Genomic DNA, 22634 nt, shown 5'->3' on the forward strand with positions numbered 1-22634 from the left:
TGCCGGACCCCTTTCCGAGCGTGAGCTCCTCTTACGGCACCACGACGGGCTGAGCCCATGAGTGCCGATCGCGACTTCGCGTACGGCGCCGCCGCCGGCTTCCTCGGTGACCTGCTGCTCGGCGATCCCCGCCGAGGCCATCCGGTCGCCGCGTTCGGACGTGCCGCGGGTGCCGTGGAGCGGGTGCTGTGGCGTGACCACCGCGGGTGGGGCGCGCTGCACACCGTGGTGTGCGCCGGAGGTGCCGCGGGCGCCGCCGCCCTCGCCTCTTCCCTCGTACGCCGTTCACGTGCCGGTTCGGTCGCGCTGACCGCCGCCGCGACCTGGGCCGTGGTCGGCGGGACCTCGCTCGGCAGGGAGGCGCGCGCCATCGACGGCGCCCTGCGGTCCCACGACATCGAGGTGGCCCGCGAGCGGCTGCCGCACCTGTGCGGGCGCGACCCGCAGGCCCTCGACGCCGACGGCATCGCGCGGGCCGTGGTGGAGTCCGTCGCCGAGAACACCTCCGACGCGGTGGTGGGCGCGCTCGTCTGGGGCGCGGTCGGCGGTGTGCCGGGGCTCGTCGCCTTCCGCGCCGTGAACACCCTGGACGCCATGGTCGGCCACAAGTCACCCCGGTACCGCCGCTACGGATGGGCCTCCGCCCGCCTCGACGATGCCTTCGGCTGGCCCGGCGCCCGGCTCACCGCCGCGCTGGCCGTCCTGGCGGGCGACTCGCCGCGCGGGGCGGTACGGGCGTGGCGCGCGGACGCCGCGAAGCATCCGAGCCCGAACGCCGGCCCGGTCGAGGCCGCCTTCGCCGGGGCGCTCGGTGTGCGGCTCGGCGGGACCCTCTCGTACGCGGGACGGGTCGAGGACCGGCCGGTCCTGAACACCCACGGCCGCCCCGTCCGGGGCGGCGACATCGAACGGGCCGTGCGGCTCTCCCGCCGGGTCGGCCTGCTGGCCCTCGGCGTGTCGGTCGCCGCACGGGCGGGACTGCGCGCCGTCGGCCGCGAACGGAAGGGCCGCACCTCATGAGCGGTGGACTGCTCGTCGCAGGGACCACGTCGGACGCCGGGAAGAGCGTCGTCACCGCGGGCATCTGCCGGTGGCTGGCCCGCAAGGGCGTGTCCGTCGCGCCCTTCAAGGCGCAGAACATGTCCCTCAACTCCTTCGTCACCCGCGAGGGCGCCGAGATCGGCCGGGCGCAGGCCATGCAGGCGCAGGCCGCCCGCGTCGAGCCGACCGCGCTGATGAACCCGGTGCTGCTCAAGCCGGGCGGCGACCGCTCAAGCCAGGTCGTGCTCATGGGCAAGCCCGTCGGCGAGATGAGCGCGCGCGGCTACCACGGGGGACGCCAGGCCGCCCTGCTCGACACCGTCGTGGGATGCCTTGAGGAGTTGCGGGGCACGTATGACGCCGTGATCTGTGAGGGCGCGGGCAGTCCCGCCGAGATCAACCTGCGGCGCACCGACATCGTGAACATGGGCATCGCGCGGGCGGCCCGTTTCCCCGTCCTGGTGGTCGGGGACATCGACCGGGGCGGGGTGTTCGCGTCGTTCTTCGGGACGACGGCGCTGCTGAGCGCGGCCGACCAGGAGCTGGTCGCCGGGTACCTCGTCAACAAGTTCCGGGGCGACGTCTCGCTCCTCGAACCGGGGCTCGACATGCTGCTCGGCCTCACCGGCCGGCGTACGTACGGCGTGCTGCCGTTCCAGCACGGGCTCGGCATCGACGAGGAGGACGGCCTGCGGGTCTCGCTGCGCGGCGCCGTCCGCGAGTCCGCTCTCGCCCCGCCGGTCGGCGAGGACGTGCTGCGGGTCGCCGTGTGCGCGGTGCCGCTGATGTCCAACTTCACGGACGTGGACGCGCTGGCCGCCGAGCCGGGTGTCGTCGTGCGGTTCGTGGACCGGGCCGAGGAGCTCGTCGACGCCGACCTCGTGGTCGTGCCGGGCACCCGCGGGACCGTGCGCGCCCTGCGGTGGCTGCGGGAGCGCGGCCTCGCCGACGCCCTCGCGCGGCGGGCCGCCGAGGGGCGCCCCGTGCTCGGTATCTGCGGCGGCTTCCAGGTCCTCGGCGAGCACATCGAGGACGACGTCGAGTCGCGGGAAGGCTCCGTCGAGGGGCTCGGACTGCTGCCGGTGCGGGTGCGGTTCGCCCGCGAGAAGACGCTCGCCCGTCCGGTGGGCGAGGCCCTCGGTGAACCCGTCGAGGGGTACGAGATCCACCACGGCGTGGCCGACGTCGCGGGCGGCGAGGCGTTCCTGGACGGCTGCCGGGTCGGGGAGGTGTGGGGCACGCACTGGCACGGGTCGCTGGAGAGCGACGGTTTCCGGCGCCGCTTCCTCGCGGAGGTGGCGCGCGCGGCCGGGCGCCGCTTCGTGCCCGCGCCCGACACCAGCTTCGCCGCGCTGCGGGAGGAACAGCTCGACCTGCTCGGCGACCTGATCGAAGAACACACGGACACGGACGCGCTCCTTGCCCTGATCGAGGACGGGGCGCCGACGGGGCTGCCGTTCATACCGCCGGGGGCACCGTCGTGAGCGCCGCACCGAGCACCGTGGTGAGCGCCGCCGTGAGCATCCCCGAAGTCACCGCCGTCAAGGAGGCCCCGTGAGTACCCCGTATCCCTTCACCGCCCTGGTCGGGCAGGACGATCTGCGGCTCGCGCTGCTGCTGAACGCCGTCTCGCCCGCCGTCGGCGGCGTGCTCGTACGGGGTGAGAAGGGCACCGCCAAGTCCACCGCCGTGCGCGCCCTTTCGGCGCTGCTGCCCGAGGTGCCGGTCGTCGCCGGGTGCCGGTTCTCGTGCGATCCGGCCGCTCCCGACGCGAACTGCCCCGACGGCCCGCACGAGTCGGGCGGCGCGTCCGCGCGGCCCGCGCGCATGGTGGAGCTGCCGGTCGGCGCCTCCGAGGACCGGCTCGTCGGCTCCCTCGACATCGAGCGGGCGCTCGCGGAGGGCGTCAAGGCCTTCGAGCCGGGGCTCCTCGCCGACGCGCACCGCGGCATCCTCTACGTGGACGAGGTCAACCTCCTCCACGACCACCTGGTCGACCTGCTCCTCGACGCCGCCGCGATGGGCGCCTCGTACGTCGAGCGCGAAGGCGTCTCCGTGCGGCACGCCGCGCGGTTCCTGCTGGTCGGCACCATGAACCCCGAGGAGGGCGAGCTGCGCCCGCAGCTCCTCGACCGGTTCGGGCTCACCGTCGAGGTGGCCGCCTCCCGCGAGACCGGCCAGCGCATGGAGGTCGTACGGCGGCGCCTCGCCCACGACGACGACCCCGAGGCCTTCGCGGGCCGCTGGGCCGACGACGAGGCCGCGCTGCGTGAGCGCGTCGTCGCGGCGCGGGCGCTGCTCCCACAGGTCACCCTGGGCGACGGCGCGCTGCGGCAGATCGCGGCGACCTGCGCGGCGTTCGAGGTCGACGGCATGCGCGCCGACATCGTGATGGCACGCACGGCGACCGCGCTGGCCGCCTGGGCGGGGCGTACGGACGTACAGAGCGAGGACGTGCGGCAGGCCGCGCTGCTCGCGCTGCCGCACCGGCGGCGCCGCAACCCGTTCGACGCCCCGGGCCTCGACGAGGACAAGCTCGACGAGACGCTGGACGAGGCGCGCGAGGACGACGAGACGCCTCCGGAGCCGCCCCGGTCCCCCGAGTCCCCGGACGGCGACGACGACCCCGACGGCGGTCCCGGCGGGGGCGGCGGGCAGCCCCCGGCCGACAGCGGCCCCGACTCCCCCGAGCCGCCGTCCCGGGAGCAGGACGGGAGCCAGGACGGAAGCCAGGGCGAAGGCGCGGGCCAGGAGGACGACGCACAGGCCCCGCGGGTCCCCGCTCCCGGCGGCCCCGGCGAGCAGCAGGCCGTGCCCGCCGCCGAGCCCTTCCGCACCAGGACGCTGAGCGTCCCCGGCATCGGCGAGGGCGCGGCGGGGCGGCGCTCGCGGGCCCGTACCGAACACGGGCGTACGACGGGTTCGCGGCGGCCGCAGGGTTCGCTGACCAAGCTGCACCTTGCCGCGACCGTGCAGGCCGCCGCCCCGCACCAGCGGGCGCGCGGCCGCTCGGGCACCGGCCTCGTCATACGGCGGGACGACCTGCGCCAGGCCACGCGCGAGGGGCGCGAGGGCAACCTGGTCCTCTTCGTGGTGGACGCCTCGGGTTCGATGGCGGCCCGGCAGCGGATGAGTGCCGTCAAGGGCGCGGTGCTCTCCCTGCTCCTCGACGCCTACCAGCGGCGCGACAAGGTGGGCCTCGTGACGTTCCGCGGCTCGGCCGCCGAGGTGGCGCTGCCGCCCACGTCGTCGGTGGACGCCGCCGCCGCACGGCTCCAGACGCTGCCGACCGGTGGGCGCACCCCGCTGGCCGCCGGCCTGCTCAAGGCGCACGACGTGCTGCGCGTCGAGCGGCTGCGGGACGCGGTCCGGCGCCCGCTGCTGGTCGTGGTGACCGACGGGCGGGCCACGGGCGGTGTGGAACCGGTGGCGCAGGCGGGCCGCGCGGCCCGGCTCTTCGCCGCGGACGGCGTGGCCTCGGTGGTCGTCGACTGCGAGTCGGGCTACGTACGGCTCGGTCTCGCGGGGCAGTTGGCGGGCGAGCTCGGCGCGACCGCCGTGACGCTCGACGAGCTGCGGGCGGACTCGATCGCCGGGCTCGTCAAGGACGTACAGGGACATGGGACTCACTCCAGGAAGGCCGCGTAATGCCGCAGGGACAGCCGAGTGTCGTACCGGACGACGGACTCACCACGCGGCAGCGCCGCAACCGCCCGCTCGTCTTCGTCCACACGGGCATCGGCAAGGGCAAGTCGACCGCCGCGTTCGGGCTCGCGCTGCGGGCCTGGAATCAGGGGTGGCCCGTCGGCGTCTTCCAGTTCGTGAAGTCGGCGAAATGGAAGGTCGGCGAGGAGAACGCGCTGAAGGTCCTCGGCGCCTCCGGCGAGGGCGGCACGGTCGACTGGCACAAGATGGGCGAGGGCTGGTCGTGGATCCAGCGCGCCCCGGCCGAGGGTGAGCCCACCAACGAGGACAAGGCCCGCGAGGGCTGGGAGCAGGTCAAGCGGGACCTCGCGGCCGAGACGTACAAGCTGTACGTGCTCGACGAGTTCGCCTACCCCATGCACTGGGGCTGGATCGACGTCGACGAGGTCGTGGAGGTCCTCCGCGCGCGCCCCGGCACCCAGCACGTGGTGATCACCGGCCGCAACGCGCCGCAGCAGCTGATCGACTTCGCCGACCTGGTCACCGACATGTCGAAGGTCAAGCACCCGATGGACGCGGGCCAGAAGGGCCAGAGGGGCATCGAGTGGTAGCTCGCCTCGTCATCGCGGCGCCGTCGTCCGGCAGCGGCAAGACGACCGTCGCGACGGGCCTGATGGCCGCCTTCACGGCGGCCGGGCTCGCCGTCTCCCCGCACAAGGTCGGGCCCGACTACATCGATCCCGGCTACCACGCGCTCGCGACCGGCCGCCCCGGCCGCAACCTCGACGCGTACCTGTGCGGGCCCGGCCTGATCGCGCCGCTGTTCGCACACGGCGCGGCCGGCTGCGACCTGGCCGTCGTCGAGGGCGTGATGGGGATGTACGACGGGGCCGCCGGGCAGGGTGAGCTGGCCTCCACGGCCCATGTCGCCAAGCTGCTGCGGGCGCCGGTCGTCCTGGTCGTCGACGCGTCGTCGCAGTCGCGCTCGGTGGCCGCGCTGGTCCACGGCTTCGCGTCCTGGGACCCCGAGGTGCGGATCGCGGGCGTCATCCTCAACAAGGTCGGCTCCGACCGGCACGAGGCGCTGCTGCGGGAGGCGCTGGACGAGTCCGGCGTGCCGGTGCTCGGCGTGCTGCGCCGGGCGGCGCAGGTGCACGCTCCCTCGCGGCACCTGGGGCTCGTCCCGGTGGCCGAACGGCAGGGCGAGGCGGTGGAGTCCGTCGCCGCGCTGGCCTCGCGGGTGCGGGCGGGGTGCGACCTGGATGCACTGCTGGCGCTGGCGCGGACGGCGCCGTCCCTGCCGGGGGCTGCGTGGGACCCCGGATCCGCGCTCGGTCAATCACCGGCTTCGCCGAGTTCGTCCTCAAACGCCGGACGGGCCGGAACCATTCCGGCCGGGTCTGCGCAGCAGCGCCCCGTCGTCGCCGTCGCGGGCGGGGCCGCCTTCACCTTCTCCTACGCCGAGCACGCGGAGCTGCTCACCGCCGCCGGGGCGGAGGTCGTGACGTTCGACCCGCTCCATGACGAGCAACTGCCCGACGGCACCGCCGGGCTGGTCATCGGGGGCGGGTTCCCCGAGGTGTACGCGCCCGAGCTGTCCGCCAACGAACGGCTGCGCAAGGCCGTGGCGGAGCTTGCGCTCTCCGGCGCGCCCGTGGCCGCCGAGTGCGCGGGGCTGCTGTACCTGACCCGCGAGCTGGACGGGAAGCCGATGTGCGGGGTGCTCGACGCGACGGCACGGATGTCGGAGCGTCTGACGCTCGGCTACCGGGAGGCCGTGGCCGTGTCGGACAGCGTCCTCGCGGTCGCGGGCACGCGGATGCGGGGCCATGAGTTCCACCGCACCGCGGTCGAGCCCGGGGCGGGCGCGTCGCCCGCGTGGGGCCTGCACGCGCCCCGGCGCCGCGTCGAAGGCTTCGTACAGGGCAACGTGCACGCCAGTTATGTGCACACGCACTGGGCGTCGGAGCCCGGCGTCGCGCGTCGCTTCGTCGAGAGCTGCGCGCCGTGACCTCGCGGCGGCGCGGCTCAGCCCGCGACACCCACCACGAGCCAGATGAACGCCGCGCCCGCCACCGTGCACAGCAGCGTCGAGCGCGCCGGGTGGTCGTGGTGCGCCTCGGGCAGGATCTCGGCGGCGGCGAGGTAGAGCAGCGCCCCGCCGAAGAAGCCGAGGTAGCCGCCGAGCAGCCGCTCCGGGATGGTGAGGAGCAGCGTCGACGCGGCGCCGACCACCGGGGCGACCGCGTCCGCGAAGAGCATCGCGAGCGCCTTGCGGCGGGCGTTCCCGTACAGGCTGGTGATCGTGTACGTGTTGAAGCCGTCCGCGAAGTCATGGGCGATCACGGCCAGCGCCACGGCCACGCCCATGCCGCCGCCGACCTGGAAGGCCGCGCCGATCGCGACGCCGTCCATCACGCTGTGCCCGACCATCGCGGCGGCCGCCGTGAGCCCCACCTGGGGGACCCTGCCGCCCGCGTGCTCGTCGGCGCCGTGCGCGGCCTGGCGGCCCGCGAGGAGCCGTTCCACCAGATGGGCGACGAGGAAACCGGCCACGAACAGAAGCAGGGCCGCCGGTACGCCGAAGACGGGCCCGCCCGAGGCCTCCAGCGCCTCCGGCAGCAGGTCGAGGCCGACGACGCCGAGCATCAGGCCACCGGCGAGCCCCAGGACGAGGTGGCGCCGGTCGGTGACCCGCTGGGCCGTCCAGCCGCCCACCAGGGTCATGAGGAAGGCGCCGAGCGCCACGAACACCGCCATGCGCCCTTGCTAGCGGATTGACCCGCGCGGCGCACATCTGCCACCCCGTTTCCCACCACCTCGTACGAAAGGACCCCTCCATGGATGACGCCCAGGTTCTCGTCGTGGGTGTCGGCGCCTGTGAGGCCGCCCCGGAGGAGGAGGTGCTCGGGCTGATCCTGGACACCGTCCGCGCCGCCGGGCTCTCCGAGCGGGCGATCGCCGAGCTGGCGACGGTGGACGTCAAGGCCGCCGAGCCGGGGATCGTCGGAGCGGCGGCGCGGCTCGGGGTGCCGGTGGTGGCGTACGCGGCGCGGGAGCTCGCGGAGGTGCCCGTACCGAATCCGTCCCCGATGTCCCGCGCCGCCGTGGGCACGCCGTCCGTGGCGGAGGCGGCGGCGCTGCGGGGCGGCGGCGAACTCCTCGTCGCCAAACGGAAGTCGGCGCCCGTCGGCCGCCCGCCGATGGCGACCTGTGCGATCGCTCGCCGGGCGGGGGCCCTCGGCGGGGACGGGCCGCGCGAGGAACCGGCGGCGGCTCCGGGGCCTGATCTGCGGCATCACGGGGACGCGGAGGTGCGGGACGACGGGGCGGGCCTCACCGACCTCGCGGTCAACGTACGGGCCGACACTCCTCCCGCCTGGCTGAAGGAGAGGATCGCCGCCTCGCTGTCCGATCTGGCGGCCTATCCGGACGGGCGGGCGGCGCGGGAGGCGGTGGCCGCGCGGCACGGTCTGAGCCCGGACCGCGTCCTGCTCACCGCGGGTGCGGCGGAGGCCTTCGTCCTCCTCGCGCGCGCCCTGAAGGTGCGGCATCCGGTGGTCGTGCACCCGCAGTTCACCGAGCCCGAGGCGGCGCTGCGGGACGCGGGGCACGAGGTGGGGCGGGTGCTGTTGCGGGAGGCGGACGGCTTCCGCCTGGACGCGGCGGCGGTGGACCGGGTCCCGGAGTCGGCCGACCTGGTGATCATCGGCAACCCCACCAACCCGACGTCCGTGCTCCACCCGGCGGCCTCAGTCACCGCGCTGGCCCGCCCGGGGCGGATCCTCGTGGTGGACGAGGCGTTCATGGACGCGGTGCCGGGTGAGCGGGAGGCCCTCGCGGGCCGTAGGGACGTCCCCGGGCTCGTGGTGCTGCGCAGCCTCACGAAGACCTGGGGTCTCGCGGGGCTGCGGATCGGCTACGTCCTCGCCTCCCCCGACGTGATCGCCACGCTGGAGCGGGCGCAGCCCCTGTGGCCGGTGTCCACGCCGGCGCTGGTGGCGGCCGGGGCCTGCGTGGCGCCGCGGGCGCTGGCGGAGGCCGGCCACGCGGCGCACCGCGTCGCCGCGGACCGCGCCCACCTGCTGGCGGGCCTGGCCTCGCTGGCGCCCCGCGGGGTGCGGGTGGTGGGCCCCGCGGAGGCCCCCTTCGTCCTCGTACGCATACCAGGGGCGGAGGCGGTACGCGCGCGCCTGCGCTCCGCGGGCTTCGCGGTACGGCGCGGCGACACGTTTCCCGGCCTCGGGCCCAACTGGATCCGCCTGGCAGTCCGCGACCGAACCACCACATCCCGCTTCCTCCCGGCTTTGACCGAGGCACTGCGCTCCTGACGGCAGCGGGGTACACCATGAGGAGCCGTATGACCGCAAGGAACGATCACTGGTCCACCCAGTACGGGTACGGCGTTCGCTGCGAGTGGGGCCTTGAGGGCGCGCGTCGGCTGATCACGGCCGGAGACGTCGCGTGCCTGGTCGTGGTGGATGTGCTGTCGTTCACGACGGCGGTCTCGGTGGCGGTGGACGCCGGCACGCGAGTCTTCCCGTACCGCTGGCGCGACGAGAGCGCGGCGGCGTTCGCGACCGCGCGTGACGCGGGGCTCGCGGTGGGCCGGGGAGCGACCACTCCGGCGACGCCCTGGTCCCTGTCCCCCGCCGCGCTCCGCGAGGCACGGCTGCCCGCCCGTCTGGTCCTGCCCTCCCCCAACGGTTCGACGATCGCCGCGGCGGCCGCGGACGCCGGTTGCCCCGTGGTGGCGGGATGCCTCAGGAACGCGCGGGCGGTGGGGAGTTGGGCGGCCCGCCGTGGTTACGGCTCAGCGGACAAGCCCCTGGCCGTGGTCCCGGCGGGTGAGCGGTGGCCGGACGGCGGTCTGCGGCCCGCCCTGGAGGATCTGCTCGGCGCGGGCGCGGTGATCTCGGCGCTCGGCGCCGCCGGCGGTCTTTCGCCCGAGGCGCGGACGGCCGCGGCGGCGTTCACGTCGACGCCGGACCTCGGCGCCGCCCTGGCCGAGTGCGCGTCGGGGCGGGAACTCGCCGCCCGCTCCTACGGCGAGGACGTGAGCGTGGCCGCCGGGCTCGACGCGTCGAACGTGGTTCCGCTCCTGACGGACGGTGCCTTCCACCGACCACCGCACACCTGAGACCCGGCCGCTAGGCCACGACCCTCCCGTTCAGGATCACCCTTCGTGGTGTCGCGAGCACGTTCACGTCCTCTCGGGGGTCCGTCCCGTAGACGACCAGGTCGGCGGGGGCGCCCTCGGTCAGGCCCGGGCGGCCGAGCCAGGTGCGGGCGCCCCAGGTCGTCGCCGAGAGGGCCGCCACCGGGGGGATGCCGGCGCGGGTCAGTTCGGCGACCTCCGCGGCCACCAGGCCGTGGGCCAGGGAGCCGCCCGCGTCGGTGCCCGCGAAGACCGGGACGCCGGCGTCGTAGGCCGCGCGGACCGTGTCGTAGCGGCGGTCGTGGAGCCGGCGCATATGGGCCGACCAGCGCGGGAACTTCTTCTCGCCGCCCGCGGCCAGGTCCGGGAAGGTCGCGATGTTCACCAAAGTGGGGACGATCGCGACGCCCCGCTCCGCGAAGAGCGGGATCGTGTCCTCCGTGAGGCCCGTCGCGTGCTCGATGCAGTCGATGCCCGCCTCCACCAGGTCCCGCAGCGAGTCCTCCGCGAAGCAGTGGGCCGTCACGCGGGCGCCGAGCCTGTGCGCCTCCGCGATGGCCGCCTCGACCGCGTCGCGCGGCCAGCAGGCCGTCAGGTCGCCCGCATCGCGGTCGATCCAGTCGCCGACGAGCTTGACCCAGCCGTCGCCGCGCCGCGCCTCCCGGGCGACGTACGCGACGAGGTCCTCGGGCTCGATCTCATGGGCGTAGTTGCGGATGTAGCGGCGCGTGCGCGCGATGTGCCGGCCCGCGCGGATGATCTTCGGCAGGTCCTCGCGGTCGTCGATCCAGCGGGTGTCGGACGGGGAACCCGCGTCACGCAGGAGGAGCGCGCCGATCTCGCGGTCGGTCAGCGCCTGCTTCTCCGCGGTGTCGGCGTCCACGGGGCCGTGCGCGTCCAGGCCCACGTGGCAGTGCGCGTCGACCAGGCCGGGCAGGGCCCACCCCTCGACGGTGGTCATCTCCGTCGCCGGGGTGACCGGACGGTCGTACGTCACCCTGCCGCCGACCACCCACAGCTCGTCCCGTACGTCTTCGGGCCCGACCAGCACCCGCCCCTTCACGTGCAGCACCGCGCGATCACTCATGGACAGCAGCTTAGGAGGCGCTGATGAGGGGCGGTACGGGGCCTTGGCAGGAGGCCTTGGCACGCGGCGTTACGGAGCCTTACAAGTCTTACGGGGGCGCTGCGGGCGCTCCGTACGCGGCGGTCGGTAGGCTCGGCAGCGCAGCCGGACGAACTCGTGAGCGAAGTGAGCAGTGACGTGAGCAGTACTGTGACGCACCCCTTTCTGGACCTGGCGCCGCTGAGCGCCCAGCACTTCGCCGCCATCGAGGATCGGGTGGCCCGGCTGCTCGACACCGAGCAGGACGTCGTGATCATGCAGGGCGAGGCGCTGCTGCCGCTGGAGGGCTGCATCCGGGGTGCGGCGCGGCCCGGCACGACCGCGCTGAACGTGATCACGGGGCCGTACGGGCAGACCTTCGGGAACTGGCTGCGGGACTGCGGCGCGGACGTCGTCGACCTCGCCGTGCCGTTCCACACCGCCGTCACCGCCGAGCAGGTGCGCCGCGCCCTCGCCGAGCACCCGGAGATCGACTTCGTCTCGCTGGTGCACGCGGAGGCCGCCACCGGCAACACCAACCCCGTCGCGGAGATCGGCGCGGTCGTGCGTGAGCACGGTGCCCTCTTCATGCTGGACGCGGTCGCCTCGGTGGCCGCCGAGCCGCTGCTGCCCGACGCGTGGGGCGTGGACCTGTGCGTGATCGGCGCCCAGAAGGCGATGGGCGGTCCGGCCGGTGTCTCGGCGGTGTCGGTGAGCGAGCGGGCCTGGCAGCGGATCGCCGCCAACCCGCGGGCGCCCCGCCGCTCCTACCTCTCCCTCCTGGACTGGAAGGAGCGTTGGATCGACGCCGGGCGCAAGGCTCTGCTGCACGCGCCGGCGCAGCTGGAGATGCTGGCGCTCGAGGCGTGCGTGGAGCGCATCGAGACGGAGGGCCTCGACGCCCTGACGGCGCGGCACGCCACGGCCGCCGCCGCGACCCGCGCGGGCGCGCTCGCGCTGGGCGGCGGTCTGCGGCCGTACGTGCACGACGCCGCCGACGCGGCTCCGGTCGCCACCACGCTGCGCGCGCCGGAGGGCGTCGACGCCTCGGAGCTCGTCGCCGCGGCGCTCGCGGCGGACCCGGTGCTTCCGCTGGTCGCCGGGGGCGGCGCCCTCGCCAAGGAGATGATCCGGGTCAACCACTACGGCCCCGACGCCACCCGCGGCGCAGTCCACGCATCCCTGGCCGCCCTGGGCGCGGCGATGAGCGAAACCGGCCTCACCGTAGACCTGGAAGCAACCCGCCGCGCGGTAACGGACGCCTGGAGCTGACCGTCGAGCGGTAAAGGCCGCCCGAAACCGACCGCCGCACGGCGACCGCCCCCCGGGCGGGCCGGCCGCCGTCCCGTTTCGTCCAGGAGGAGACCCCAAGGCCCCCTTCCCCCGCAGCGCCCCCGCATGGCAGCGTGCCTGGGCATGACCACGTTGCCGGATGGGCGTCGTATTCCTTCGCTGACCGCCGACGAGCCGGCCATGCTGGCCAGTTGGCTCGATCTGCACCGCGCCACGCTGGCGGTCAAGTGCGCGGGGCTCGACGACGAGCAGACGCTGCGTACTCCGGTGGAGCCGTCCACCCTCTCGCTGTTCGGGCTGGTGCAACACCTCGCCGAGGTCGAACGGAACTGGATCCAGCGGGTGTTCGCCGGGCGCGACGTCCCGCTGCTGTACGGACTGCCGCCCGGCGGCTTCACCGTGGACCGGTCGCGGACGTTCGCCGAGGTGCTCGCGGTGTGGGAGCGCGAGGTCGCCGTGAACCGGGAGATCTGCGCGGGGCGTTCGCTCGACGACACGGGACGGCTCGGCCCCGAGGAGGCGGCCGTCACCGGCGGCGACGCCGTGGTCAGCCTGCGCTGGATCCTGGTCCACCTCATCGAGGAGTACGCGCGCCACAACGGCCACGCCGACCTGCTCAGGGAGCGCCTCGACGGCGTGACGGGGACATGAGCCCATCCGCGGGCTTCAGCCAGCCCCGAGACAGCGGCGTGCCCGCCGAGCCCGTGGTGGACGAGAACCGGAAGCGGAATCAGGCGCACTATTGCCGCGCTCTCCGCGCCCCCTCCGCCAATTTGCTCGCGCATTCTCATGAATTCTTTATCAGCACAGCTTCCCGTATTCTTCTGCCCGCTTTCTCGGGACCTAAACACTAAGATTTCGACAGGATCAATCACCGCAATCCGGACGCGTTAAGTAGAGGCCACGACTCTGTGACGTACTCCACACTGCGTTCGTTTTGCCCGCTATGACCCGGTCAAATCAAGACAAAAGCTTCGGTCTTCATGCGGGCGCGCACCCCCGCGTGATAACACACGAGGCGTGCTTGTGTAACCCCTTTCCCCGATGCAATTCAAGAAATTGCTCGGTAAATTCAATCCGCATGACCGCTGCACAAGCCGATCTACCGACCGACCTGCAAGCGAAATTCCTGGAAATGCCGGAGGGGCTGCGCCTCGACGGCCCCGCCGTCGCCGACGGCGCCGCCATCTGGCGGATCGCCCGCGACTCCAAGGTGCTCGACCTCAACTCCTCGTACAGCTACCTGCTGTGGTGCCGCGACTTCGCGGACACCTCCGTGGTGGCCCGGGGCGCCGACGGGGAGCCGGTCGGTTTCATCACCGGCTACTTCCGGCCCGAGCGCCCGGACACCCTGCTGGTCTGGCAGGTTGCCGTCGATCACGCACAGCGCGGCCGCGGTCTGGCCGGCGCCATGCTCGACGGGCTGACCGCGAAGGTCGCCGCCGGACACGCGCTGACCGCCGTCGAGACGACCATCACGCCGGGGAACACGGCTTCCGAGCGGCTGTTCCTCTCGTACGCGCGGCGCCACGACGCGTCGGTCGAGCGGAAGATCCTCTTCGACGCGGGTCTTTTCCCTGATGACGGGCACGAGCCAGAGGTGCTCTACCGCATCGGGCCGATCGGCCACTGACCGGTTTCGCTCCCCCCGCATGTCCGCGACCCCTCACTCCCACGCCTTTCCATCTCCCAGGAGATCTGCTGTGACCATCACCCAGCCCGACCTGAGCGTCTTCGAGACCCTGGAGTCGGAGGTGCGCAGCTACTGCCGCGGTTGGCCTACGGTCTTCGACCGCGCGCAGGGCAGCCGCATGTTCGACGAGGACGGCCACGAATACCTCGACTTCTTCGCGGGGGCCGGTTCACTCAACTACGGCCACAACAACCCGGTCCTGAAACGCGCTCTCATCGACTACCTGGAGCGCGACGGCATCGTGCACGGGCTCGACATGTCGACGACCGCCAAGCGCGCCTTCCTGGAGTCGTTCCAGAACATCATCCTGCGCCCGCGCGACCTTCCGTACAAGGTCATGTTCCCGGGCCCGACGGGCACCAACGCCGTGGAGTCGGCGCTGAAGCTGGCCCGCAAGGTCAAGGGCCGCGAGTCGATCGTGTCGTTCACGAACGCCTTCCACGGCATGTCGCTCGGTTCGCTCGCGGTGACCGGCAACGCCTTCAAGCGGGCGGGCGCCGGTATCCCGCTGGTGCACGGCACGCCGATGCCGTTCGACAACTACCTCGACGGGCAGACCCCGGACTTCATCTGGTTCGAGCGGCTCCTGGAGGACCAGGGCTCCGGCCTCAACCAGCCCGCGGCCGTGATCGTGGAGACGGTGCAGGGCGAGGGCGGCATCAACGTCGCCCGTACCGAGTGGCTGCGCAAGCTCGCCGACGTGTGCGAGCGCTGGGACATGCTCCTGATCGTCGACGACATCCAGATGGGCTGCGGCCGCACCGGCGCGTTCTTCTCCTTCGAGGAGGCGGGCATCACGCCGGACATCGTGACGGTGTCGAAGTCCATCAGCGGCTACGGCATGCCCATGTCGCTCTGCCTGTTCAAGCCGGAGCTCGACGTGTGGGAGCCGGGCGAGCACAACGGCACGTTCCGCGGCAACAACCCGGCGTTCGTCACGGCCGCCGCCGCCCTTGAGGCCTACTGGGCCGACGGCTCCGCGATGGAGAAGCAGACCCGCGCCCGCGGCGAGCAGGTCGAGCAGGTGCTGGCCGCGATCGTCGAGGAGAACCGCGCGGAGATCAAGGAGTTCCGCGGCCGCGGTCTGGTCTGGGGCATCGAGTTCCTGGACAAGGACCGCGCGAGCGCCGTGGCGAAGCGGGCCTTCGAGCTGGGCCTGCTCATCGAGACCTCCGGCCCCGAGGGCGAGGTCGTCAAGCTCCTTCCGGCGCTGACGATCACCCCCGACGAGCTGGACGAGGGGCTGCGCACGCTGGCCCGCGCGGTTCGCGAGACCGCCTGAGCCCGCGGCTGACCGAGTCCCTCGCACCGTAAGAGAAAAGGAACCAAAACACCGTGATCGTCCGTTCGTTCAAGGACATTGAAGGCACCGACCGGCACGTGAAGTCCGCGTCGGGCACCTGGGAGAGCAAGCGCATCGTCCTGGCCAAGGAGCGAGTGGGCTTCTCGGTGCACGAGACCATCCTGTACGCGGGGACCGAGACGTCGATGTGGTACGCCAACCACATCGAGGCCGTCGTCTGCACCAAGGGCGAGGCCGAGCTGACCGACGACACGACCGGCGAGAAGTACACGATCACGCCGGGGACCATGTACCTGCTGGACGGGCACGAGAAGCACACGATGCGGATCAAGGAGGACTTCCACTGCATCTGTGTCTTCAACCCGCCCGTCACGGGTCGTGAGGACCACGACGAGAACGGCGTGTACCCGCTGCTCACGGAGGACGACGAGGCCTGAGGGCCGCGCGCCGGTCGGCTGAGGTCGGCTGATATCCCGCACAGGGCCGTACGAGAGGAGAGGCAGGCAACACCATGACCACCGCACCCGAACGCACCACAGACCTGTACCCGACCCGAGGCGCCGAAGAGGTGCTCATCGAACGCAAGGACCCCGTCGTGTGGTCCGAGCCGGGTACCGAAGGGCCGATCTCGGCCGGGGATCTGACGGGGTTCGAGCGGGACGGTTTCCTGGCCATCGACCAGCTGATCACCCCGGACGAAGTGGGCGTGTACCACGCCGAGCTGGAGCGGCTCGTCAACGATCCGACGATGCGCGCCGACGAGCGTTCCATCGTCGAGCCGCGGTCGCAGGAGATCCGCTCCCTCTTCGAGGTGCACAAGATCAGCGAGCTCTTCGGCAAGCTGGCCGCCGACCCGCGCGTGGTGGGCCGGGCCCGGCAGATCCTCGGGTCCGACGTGTACGTGCACCAGTCCAGGATCAACGTGAAGCCGGGCTTCGGGGCCACGGGGTTCTACTGGCACTCCGACTTCGAGACCTGGCACGCGGAGGACGGCCTGCCGAACATGCGGACCGTCTCGGTGTCGATCGCGCTGACGAAGAACTACGCCACCAACGGCGGCCTCATGATCATGCCGGGGTCGCACAAGACGTTCCTCGGCTGTGCGGGCGCCACGCCGAAGGACAACTACAAGCGGTCGCTCCAGATGCAGGACGCGGGCATCCCGTCGGACGAGACGCTGACCCACCTCGCGTCCGACCACGGCATCCGCCTCTTCACGGGTGAGGCCGGTTCGGCCACGTGGTTCGACTGCAACGCCATGCACGGTTCCGGGGACAACATCACCCCGTACCCGCGGTCCAATGTCTTCATCGTCTTCAACAGCGTGGAGAACACCGCGGTGGAGCCGTTCGCGGCGCCGGTGCGCAGGCCCGACTTCATCGGCGCGCGGGACTTCACACCGGTGAAGTGACACACGGGATTCGGCCCGGCGCCCCCAAGGGGTGCCGGGCCGAATCCCGTCGTCCGCTCCCGCTACAGCGCGGGATAGTCCGTGTAGCCCTTCTCGGTGCCGCCGTAGAAGGTCGCCTGGTCAGGCGTGTTGTACGGGCCTCCGGCCTTCAGGCGGGCCGGCAGGTCGGGGTTGGCCAGGAACAGCGCGCCGAACGCGATGACGTCCGCGGTGCCGTCCTCGACGAGGGCGAGCGCGTCGGCGCCGGTCGGGCCCTCCGTCGCCGGGTTCAGGATGAACGTGCCGCCGAACTCCCCGCGCAGCTTCGCGGTCAGCTCGCGGATGTCGCCCACCTCCAGGACGTGCAGATACGCGAGGTCGAGCGCGGCCAGCTCCTTGACCAGGGCGGTGTACGCCGGCTCCGGGTCGGGCTCGGAGATGTCGTTGAACGGGTTGCCGGGCGAGAGGCGGATGCCCGTGCGGCCGGCGCCGATCTCGGCGGTCACGGCCTTGGCCACCTCGACGGCGAACCGGATGCGGTTCTCTACCGTGCCGCCCCATTCGTCGGTGCGCTGGTTGGAGCCGGGCGCCAGGAACTGGTGGATCAGATAGCCGTTGGCGCCGTGCAGCTCGACGCCGTCGAAGCCCGCGTCCACGGCGTTGCGCGCGGCGGTGGCGAAGTCGCCGATGGTGGCGCGGATCTCGGCCGCGGTGAGCTCGCGCGGGGTGAGGAACTCCTTGGGGCCATCGGCGGTGAACACCTGCCCCTTGGGGGTGATCGCCGAGGGGGCGAGGTTGACCATGCCCTCGGGGAGCAGCACCGGGTGGCCGATGCGGCCGACGTGCATGATCTGGGCGAAGATCCTGCCGCCCGCCGCGTGCACGGCGTCGGTGACCTTCCGCCAGCCCGCGATCTGCTCCGCGCTGTGCAGCCCCGGAGTGTCCGGATATCCCTGGCCGACCACAGAAGGCTGGATGCCCTCGGTGACGATCAGCCCCGCGGAGGCGCGCTGGGCGTAGTACTCCACGGTCAGCTCTGTGGGCACACCGTCCTGACCAGCGCGACTGCGGGTCATGGGGGCCATGGCGATGCGGTTGGCGAGGGGCGTTCCGGACAGGTCGATCGGATCGAACGCGGTGGTCATGGGGACTCCCGGGCAGCTTTTATGTGGTCGGCCAATCAATTGACCTGAGGCCACTGTAACCCATTCCTTGGCCGACCAAGGTAATCTTCTGGAAGACGTCCCGTTTCCAGCCGCAGGAGCACCAGATGAAGGCCGACCCCGCACAAGACGACACGGCCGACTCCCCCGTCTGCCGGCCCGGCCTTTCCCGGGTCGCCGCGGCAGGGCCCGTCAGTCACGCGCTCAGCCGGGTGGCGCGGCTGCACCGCATCGCCGCGGGCAAGGTCCTGCGGGGGGTGGGCCTCTACCCCGGCCAGGAGTTCGTGATGATGCACCTCTGGGAAGCGGGCGCGGTGCGGCAGTCCGAGCTGATCAAGGCGGTCGACCTCGACCCCTCCACGGTCACGAAGATGCTCCAGCGCCTGGAGCAGGCCGGGCACGTGCGGCGGCGCCCCGACCCGGCGGACCGCAGGGCGGTGCTCGTCGAGGCCAGTGACGCGAGCTGCGGCCTGCTGAGTCAGGTGACGGGCGCCTGGGGCCAGTTGGAGGGCCACACCCTCGCCGGCCTGGACGGGACCGAGCGCGCGGAGCTGACCCGGCTGCTCGCCAAGGTGGAGGCGAACCTCTGCACGGAGACGGCGGACTGCCCGGAGCGCGCGGGGCGGGGCTGAGTCATGGCCGGCGCTTCAGCCGGCCAGTACGTCCAGGAGCCGGTCCACGTCGGACTCGGTGTTGTAGAGGTGGAACGTGGCCCGCAGATGTCCCGCCCGCGCCGAGGTGACGACGCCCGCGCGGGCCAGCTCCGGCTCACGGCCGGCGAGCCCGGGGACCGAGACGATGGGCGAGGCGCCGGGCACCGGGGTGTGGCCGAGGGCGGCGAGACCGGCGCGGTAGCGGTCGGCCAGGGCCAGGTCGTGGCGGTGGATCGCGTCGACGCCGATCTCCTCGATGAGCGAGAGCGCCGCCGCGGCCCCGTGGTAGGCGAGGAAGGCGGGCGGCTCGTCGTAGCGGCGGGCGTCGGGGACGACCTCGCCGATCGGGCCGTAGGTCGAGTTCCAGGAGTCGGCCGCGGCCAGCCAGCCGCCGTGCAGCGGCGTCAGTGCCTCCTGCGCCGCCTCGCCCACCGTCAGGAAGGACGTGCCGCGCGGGCAGAGCAGCCACTTGAAGGCGCCGGTCACGCAGTAGTCGTACGCGCCCGCGTCGAACGGCAGCCAGCCCGCCGACTGCGTGGCGTCGGCCAGGGTGCGCGCGCCATGTGCGGCGGCGGCCTCGCGGATCGCCGCGCAGTCCGCCGTACGCCCGTCGGCGGACTGCACGGTGGAGAAGGCCACGAGCGCGGTCTCCGGCCGCACCGCTCCGGCGAGCTCGTCCAGCGGCGCGAACCGCGGCTTCAGGTCGCCGCGCAGCACGAAGGGGTTGATCAGGGACGAGAAGTCCCCTTCGGGGAAGAGCACTTCGGCGCCCGCGGGCAGGGACGCCGCGATGAGACCGACGTGCACGGCGACCGAGCCGCCCGTCGCCACGCGCGAGGGGGCCACGCCGACGAGGCGCGCGAAGGAGACGCGGGCCTCGTCGACCTTGCCGAAGTCGCCGGAGCCGCTCCGCTCACCGGAGACGAGCTCCGCCGTCAGGGCCTGTACGGCCTCGACGGCGCGGCGCGGCAGCAGCCCGCGGACCGCGGTGTTGAGGAAGACCGTCTCCGGTGCGAACTCGTCGAGGCGGCCGATGCCGTGGGCGGTGCGGTGATCGATCCCCGTGGAAGTCATGGGAATCAACCTATGCGGCCGCTCAGGCCCGCGGAACCGCGCATCCGTCGGGGCCGCACGCCTCGCCGTCCCCGGCGTCCGCGAGGGTGGTCAGCGGCGAACGGCTGCCCCACGCCTGCTCAAGGGCCTGGGTGAACACCTCGGCGGGCTGGGCGCCGGAGATGCCGTACGCGCGGTCGAGCACGAAGAACGGCACGCCGTTCGCCCCCAGCTCGGCGGCCTCGCGCTCGTCGGCGCGGACATCCTCGGCGTACCGGCCGGGGTCGGCGAGGACGCCACGCACCTCGCCCTCGTCGAGACCCGCCTCGACGGCGAGCTCGACGAGCCGCTCGTCGCCGTCGAAGACGGACCGCTCCTCGGCGAAGTTCGCGCGGTAGAGGAGGCCGATCAGCTCGTCCTGCCGCGCGCGCTCCTTGGCGAGGTGCAGGACGCGGTGCATGTCGAAGGTGCTGCCGTGGTCGCGGCCCTCGGTGCGGTAGTCGAGCCCCTCGGCGGCGGCGTTCTCACCGAGCCGCCGCTCGCCCTCACGGGCCTGCTCCTCGGTCATGCCGTACTTGTTCATGAGCATCGGAAGGACCTGCCCGGTGTCGCCCTTGGCGCGCCCGGGGTCCAGCTCGAAGGACCGGTGCACGACCTCCACGCCGTCGCGGTGCGGGAAGGCGGCGAGCGCCTTCTCGAAGCGGGCCTTGCCCACGTAACACCAGGGGCAGGCGATGTCGCTCCAGATCTCGACGCGCATGTGTGGCTCTTTCCAGGTCGTGCGGTACGCGAGTGCGTGACGGTCGGCGCGGAGGGTGCCTCCGCCACCGGCGTCAACGCACGGGCGAAGCGGCTCATTCCCCTACGAGCCGTCCCGCAGGGCGTCCGGCCAGTTCGGGCGGAACCCGATGTGGTCGTACGTGACCACGCACCCCTCCCCCACCGGGGACTGCGCCATGAAGCCGACGAGGGCGGCGCCCGCGGACTCCTCGTCCCCGAGCGAGAAGATCCGCACGAACGTCCACCGCTCGCCGTCCGCCGACGCGTGGAAGGCGAACGCCTGGCCCGTGCGGCTGACGCGCAGCCAGGCGCTCGTGCCGTCCACGACGAAGGCGTTGGCGTCGTCGGAACGGCCGCGCGTCACGACCGTGCAGATCGTCGGCTCGTCAGGGGAGCGCTCCAGGCAGAGCTTGGCCCACTCCCGCTCGCCCACGTGCAGATAGAGCACGCCCGCGTCGAAGGGCGCCGCGAAGCCGACCGTGACGCGGGCGATCAGCTGGAAGTCGCCCTCCGGCGCACCGAGCAGGCGGGGCGCGTCGGCGGCCGGGTCGAGCGCCTCGCCGGTCGGCGGCACGAAGCGGTCCTGCCGGGCGCCCGCCCAGCCGGTGAGCACCCCGTCCTCGTACGACCAGTGGCCGTCGGGGCCGTAGGTGCGCAGGGGGAAGGGGAGCTGGGGGAGGTTGACGTCCATGGCGTCAGTGTTCCAGGAGTCCGGCGGCCGGGGCCCGGATCTCTCAGGACTCCTGCCGCCCGTTCTCCTGCCGTCCGTTCTCCTGCCGTCCGTCCACCCGCCGCGGCAGCCCCAGCGGGTTCGCGTCGCGCAGCTCCGGCGGAAGGAGGGGCTCCGGGGTGCTCTGGTAGGCGACCGGGCGGAGCCAGCGTTCGACGGCCGTGCCGCCCACCGAGGTCGACGTGGACGTGGTGGCCGGGTAGGGACCGCCGTGGTGCTGGGCGGGGGCGACGGCGACGCCCGTGGGCCAGCCGTCGACGAGGACACGGCCTGCCAGCGGCGTGACCTCGGCGAGGAGTTCGGCGCCGCGGGGACTCACGCCCGCCGCCTCGTCGGAGGAGAGCTGCACGGTGGCGGTGAGGTTGCCGGGCAGCCGGGAGAGGACGGCGGTGATCTCCGCGTCGTCCTTGTAGCGCGCGACGACGGTGACGGGACCGAAGCACTCCTCGATGAGCAGGTCGTGCTCGCCCTCGGTGGCCAGCCGTGCCGCGGGAACGGTGAAGAAGCCCGCGCTCACGGTGTGCTCGCCGCCCGCGCCGGGCGTGACGGGGGCGACGACGTCCGCGAGACCGGCGCGCTCGCGCACCCCGGCGAGGAAGTTGTCCCGCATGCGGTGGTCGAGGAGCACTCCGGACTCGGTGTCGCTGACCGCCTCGGTCAGGGACTTCACGAGCCGGTCGCCGCCCGCGCCCTCGGGGGCGAGGACCAGGCCGGGCTTGACGCAGAACTGGCCGACGCCGAGCGTCATCGAGCCCGCGAGGCCGCCGCCGATCTCCTCGCCGCGCTCGGCGGCCGCGGCCTCCGTGACGACGACGGGGTTGAGGGAGCCCAGCTCGCCGTGGAAGGGGATCGGCACGGGCCGGGCCGCCGCCGCGTCGAAGAGGGCACGGCCGCCGCGGATCGAGCCGGTGAACCCGGCCCCGGCGACCAGCGGGTGCTTGACCAGCTCGACGCCCGCCTCGAAGCCGTGCACCAGGCCGACGACGCCCTCGGGGATGTCGTGCCGCGCCGCGGCCCTGCGCAGCACGGAGGCGACCAGCTCGGAGGTGCCTGGGTGGTCGGGGTGGGCCTTGACGACGACGGGGCAGCCCGCGGCGAGCGCGCTCGCGGTGTCGCCGCCGGGCACGGAGAAGGCGAAGGGGAAGTTGGACGCGGAGTAGACGGCGACGACGCCGAGCGGGATCTTGTAGCGGCGCAGGTCCGGGATGGGCGGGGTCGCGGAGCCGTCGGGGTGGTCGATGACGACGCCGAGGAAGGCGCCCTCGTCGACGATGTCCGCGAAGGCGCGCAACTGGAAGCAGGTGCGGACGAGTTCTCCGTTGAGCCGGACGGGGCCGAGCGCGGTCTCCGCGTCCGCGGCCTCCACGAGGTGGTCCTTCGCCTCCTGGAGGAGATCGGCCGCGGTGCGCAGGAAGGCGGCGCGCACCGCGCGGTCGGCCAGCGCGGGGGCGGCGTCGCGGGCGGCGAGGACGGCCCGGCCGACCTCCTCGGCCGTGGCTTCCACCGCGACCTGCTCACGCTGCTTCCCGGTTCGGGGGTCGACACTCCAGACTGGTGCTGCTGCCACCGCGGATTCCCTTTCCAGAGGTACTGCCAGAGGTACTGCAAGAGGTACTGCTGTAGGTCT

The 22634-nt window shown here is 73.1% G+C and carries 21 protein-coding genes; 14 read left to right on the plus strand and 7 right to left on the minus strand.

Features of this window, described 5'->3' with window-relative positions; genetic code table 11:
• Positions 1-57 precede the first annotated feature (57 nt).
• The 5 genes from ACZ6JY_RS22710 (at position 58) to ACZ6JY_RS22730 (ending at position 6697) form a co-directional block, all read left to right on the plus strand.
• Entirely contained in the window at positions 58-1020 is a 963-nt protein-coding gene (locus tag ACZ6JY_RS22710; RefSeq protein WP_469198167.1) for a cobalamin biosynthesis protein, read from the plus strand.
• A complete protein-coding gene (locus ACZ6JY_RS22715) occupies positions 1017-2525 on the plus strand; it encodes a cobyric acid synthase (protein ID WP_469198169.1) in 1509 nt (502 codons plus the stop codon). The genes ACZ6JY_RS22710 and ACZ6JY_RS22715 overlap by 4 nt, the downstream gene beginning before the upstream one ends.
• A gap of 70 nt (positions 2526-2595) precedes the next feature.
• Positions 2596-4689: a putative cobaltochelatase gene (locus ACZ6JY_RS22720; RefSeq protein ID WP_469198170.1), complete on the plus strand. Its 2094-nt coding sequence runs from the start codon at positions 2596-2598 to the stop codon at positions 4687-4689.
• A complete protein-coding gene (gene cobO / locus ACZ6JY_RS22725; protein WP_469198171.1) occupies positions 4689-5297 on the plus strand; it encodes a cob(I)yrinic acid a,c-diamide adenosyltransferase in 609 nt (202 codons plus the stop codon). Before ACZ6JY_RS22720 ends, cobO begins: the two co-directional genes overlap by 1 nt.
• Entirely contained in the window at positions 5291-6697 is a 1407-nt protein-coding gene (locus tag ACZ6JY_RS22730; RefSeq protein ID WP_469198172.1) for a cobyrinate a,c-diamide synthase, read from the plus strand. The genes cobO and ACZ6JY_RS22730 overlap by 7 nt, the downstream gene beginning before the upstream one ends.
• A 17-nt stretch (positions 6698-6714) precedes the next feature.
• On the opposite strand, the gene ACZ6JY_RS22735 is transcribed toward ACZ6JY_RS22730, so the two are convergent.
• The gene (locus ACZ6JY_RS22735; protein ID WP_469198173.1) at positions 6715-7446 is read right to left on the minus strand and encodes a ZIP family metal transporter; all 732 of its coding nucleotides are present in this window, start codon (positions 7444-7446) and stop codon (positions 6715-6717) included.
• A gap of 80 nt (positions 7447-7526) precedes the next feature.
• Here ACZ6JY_RS22735 and cobC point away from each other — a divergent pair, with 80 nt between their 5' ends.
• A complete protein-coding gene (gene cobC / locus ACZ6JY_RS22740; RefSeq protein WP_469198175.1) occupies positions 7527-9017 on the plus strand; it encodes an Rv2231c family pyridoxal phosphate-dependent protein CobC in 1491 nt (496 codons plus the stop codon).
• Positions 9018-9046: 29 nt separating this feature from the next.
• Positions 9047-9826, plus strand: a complete 780-nt coding sequence (locus tag ACZ6JY_RS22745) for a 2-phosphosulfolactate phosphatase (RefSeq protein ID WP_469198177.1) — start codon at positions 9047-9049, stop codon at positions 9824-9826.
• Positions 9827-9836: 10 nt separating this feature from the next.
• Here the strand turns inward: ACZ6JY_RS22745 and ACZ6JY_RS22750 are convergent, their stop codons facing one another.
• On the minus strand, positions 9837-10931 hold the full coding sequence (locus ACZ6JY_RS22750; RefSeq protein WP_469198179.1) for an amidohydrolase family protein: 1095 nt from the start codon (positions 10929-10931) through the stop codon (positions 9837-9839).
• A 189-nt stretch (positions 10932-11120) separates the two neighbouring features.
• Here ACZ6JY_RS22750 and ACZ6JY_RS22755 point away from each other — a divergent pair, with 189 nt between their 5' ends.
• The 6 genes from ACZ6JY_RS22755 (at position 11121) to thpD (ending at position 16649) form a co-directional block, all read left to right on the plus strand.
• The gene (locus ACZ6JY_RS22755) at positions 11121-12221 is read left to right on the plus strand and encodes a pyridoxal-phosphate-dependent aminotransferase family protein (protein ID WP_469198767.1); all 1101 of its coding nucleotides are present in this window, start codon (positions 11121-11123) and stop codon (positions 12219-12221) included.
• Positions 12222-12365: 144 nt separating this feature from the next.
• The gene (locus tag ACZ6JY_RS22760) at positions 12366-12893 is read left to right on the plus strand and encodes a DinB family protein (protein ID WP_469198181.1); all 528 of its coding nucleotides are present in this window, start codon (positions 12366-12368) and stop codon (positions 12891-12893) included.
• A gap of 430 nt (positions 12894-13323) precedes the next feature.
• On the plus strand, positions 13324-13875 hold the full coding sequence (ectA, locus tag ACZ6JY_RS22765; protein WP_469198183.1) for a diaminobutyrate acetyltransferase: 552 nt from the start codon (positions 13324-13326) through the stop codon (positions 13873-13875).
• Between the two features lie 70 nt (positions 13876-13945).
• Positions 13946-15217 (plus strand): diaminobutyrate--2-oxoglutarate transaminase, encoded by a 1272-nt coding sequence (gene ectB / locus ACZ6JY_RS22770; RefSeq protein WP_447036630.1) that lies wholly within the window; start codon positions 13946-13948, stop codon positions 15215-15217.
• A 53-nt stretch (positions 15218-15270) separates the two neighbouring features.
• Complete coding sequence (locus ACZ6JY_RS22775) at positions 15271-15675, plus strand: ectoine synthase (RefSeq protein WP_447036631.1); 405 nt, start codon at positions 15271-15273, stop codon at positions 15673-15675.
• A gap of 74 nt (positions 15676-15749) precedes the next feature.
• Positions 15750-16649 (plus strand): ectoine hydroxylase, encoded by a 900-nt coding sequence (thpD, locus tag ACZ6JY_RS22780; RefSeq protein ID WP_469198186.1) that lies wholly within the window; start codon positions 15750-15752, stop codon positions 16647-16649.
• Positions 16650-16711: 62 nt separating this feature from the next.
• Here thpD and ACZ6JY_RS22785 read toward each other — a convergent pair whose 3' ends face one another.
• Entirely contained in the window at positions 16712-17773 is a 1062-nt protein-coding gene (locus tag ACZ6JY_RS22785; RefSeq protein WP_469198188.1) for an alkene reductase, read from the minus strand.
• Between the two features lie 125 nt (positions 17774-17898).
• Here ACZ6JY_RS22785 and ACZ6JY_RS22790 point away from each other — a divergent pair, with 125 nt between their 5' ends.
• On the plus strand, positions 17899-18423 hold the full coding sequence (locus ACZ6JY_RS22790; RefSeq protein WP_469198190.1) for a MarR family winged helix-turn-helix transcriptional regulator: 525 nt from the start codon (positions 17899-17901) through the stop codon (positions 18421-18423).
• Positions 18424-18438: 15 nt separating this feature from the next.
• Here the strand turns inward: ACZ6JY_RS22790 and ACZ6JY_RS22795 are convergent, their stop codons facing one another.
• From ACZ6JY_RS22795 to ACZ6JY_RS22810, 4 genes are all read right to left on the minus strand, one after another.
• Positions 18439-19518, minus strand: coding sequence for an aminotransferase class V-fold PLP-dependent enzyme (locus tag ACZ6JY_RS22795; protein ID WP_469198192.1), 1080 nt, complete (start codon positions 19516-19518; stop codon positions 18439-18441).
• 22 nt (positions 19519-19540) lie between these two features.
• On the minus strand, positions 19541-20257 hold the full coding sequence (locus tag ACZ6JY_RS22800) for a DsbA family oxidoreductase (RefSeq protein WP_469198194.1): 717 nt from the start codon (positions 20255-20257) through the stop codon (positions 19541-19543).
• A 102-nt stretch (positions 20258-20359) separates the two neighbouring features.
• Positions 20360-20968 (minus strand): DUF1349 domain-containing protein, encoded by a 609-nt coding sequence (locus ACZ6JY_RS22805; RefSeq protein WP_469198196.1) that lies wholly within the window; start codon positions 20966-20968, stop codon positions 20360-20362.
• Positions 20969-21011: 43 nt separating this feature from the next.
• Positions 21012-22574 (minus strand): aldehyde dehydrogenase (NADP(+)), encoded by a 1563-nt coding sequence (locus ACZ6JY_RS22810; RefSeq protein ID WP_469198198.1) that lies wholly within the window; start codon positions 22572-22574, stop codon positions 21012-21014.
• Positions 22575-22634 lie beyond the last annotated feature (60 nt).

Source organism: Streptomyces sp. NPDC046335 (genome assembly GCF_055587985.1).

What these genes read in the sequence shown, in the direction of transcription:
- ACZ6JY_RS22750 (WP_469198179.1), bottom strand. Translation starts at nt 10,931, where the DNA reads ATGAGTGATCGCGCGGTGCTGCACGTGAAGGGGCGGGTGCTGGTCGGG.
- ACZ6JY_RS22795 (WP_469198192.1), bottom strand. Translation starts at nt 19,518, where the DNA reads ATGACTTCCACGGGGATCGATCACCGCACCGCCCACGGCATCGGCCGC.
- ACZ6JY_RS22710 (WP_469198167.1), top strand. Translation starts at nt 58, where the DNA reads ATGAGTGCCGATCGCGACTTCGCGTACGGCGCCGCCGCCGGCTTCCTC.
- ACZ6JY_RS22805 (WP_469198196.1), bottom strand. Translation starts at nt 20,968, where the DNA reads ATGGACGTCAACCTCCCCCAGCTCCCCTTCCCCCTGCGCACCTACGGC.
- cobC (WP_469198175.1), top strand. Translation starts at nt 7,527, where the DNA reads ATGGATGACGCCCAGGTTCTCGTCGTGGGTGTCGGCGCCTGTGAGGCC.
- thpD (WP_469198186.1), top strand. Translation starts at nt 15,750, where the DNA reads ATGACCACCGCACCCGAACGCACCACAGACCTGTACCCGACCCGAGGC.
- ACZ6JY_RS22745 (WP_469198177.1), top strand. Translation starts at nt 9,047, where the DNA reads ATGACCGCAAGGAACGATCACTGGTCCACCCAGTACGGGTACGGCGTT.
- ACZ6JY_RS22790 (WP_469198190.1), top strand. Translation starts at nt 17,899, where the DNA reads ATGAAGGCCGACCCCGCACAAGACGACACGGCCGACTCCCCCGTCTGC.
- ectA (WP_469198183.1), top strand. Translation starts at nt 13,324, where the DNA reads ATGACCGCTGCACAAGCCGATCTACCGACCGACCTGCAAGCGAAATTC.
- ACZ6JY_RS22715 (WP_469198169.1), top strand. Translation starts at nt 1,017, where the DNA reads ATGAGCGGTGGACTGCTCGTCGCAGGGACCACGTCGGACGCCGGGAAG.
- ACZ6JY_RS22735 (WP_469198173.1), bottom strand. Translation starts at nt 7,446, where the DNA reads ATGGCGGTGTTCGTGGCGCTCGGCGCCTTCCTCATGACCCTGGTGGGC.
- ACZ6JY_RS22800 (WP_469198194.1), bottom strand. Translation starts at nt 20,257, where the DNA reads ATGCGCGTCGAGATCTGGAGCGACATCGCCTGCCCCTGGTGTTACGTG.
- ACZ6JY_RS22785 (WP_469198188.1), bottom strand. Translation starts at nt 17,773, where the DNA reads ATGACCACCGCGTTCGATCCGATCGACCTGTCCGGAACGCCCCTCGCC.
- cobO (WP_469198171.1), top strand. Translation starts at nt 4,689, where the DNA reads ATGCCGCAGGGACAGCCGAGTGTCGTACCGGACGACGGACTCACCACG.
- ACZ6JY_RS22760 (WP_469198181.1), top strand. Translation starts at nt 12,366, where the DNA reads ATGACCACGTTGCCGGATGGGCGTCGTATTCCTTCGCTGACCGCCGAC.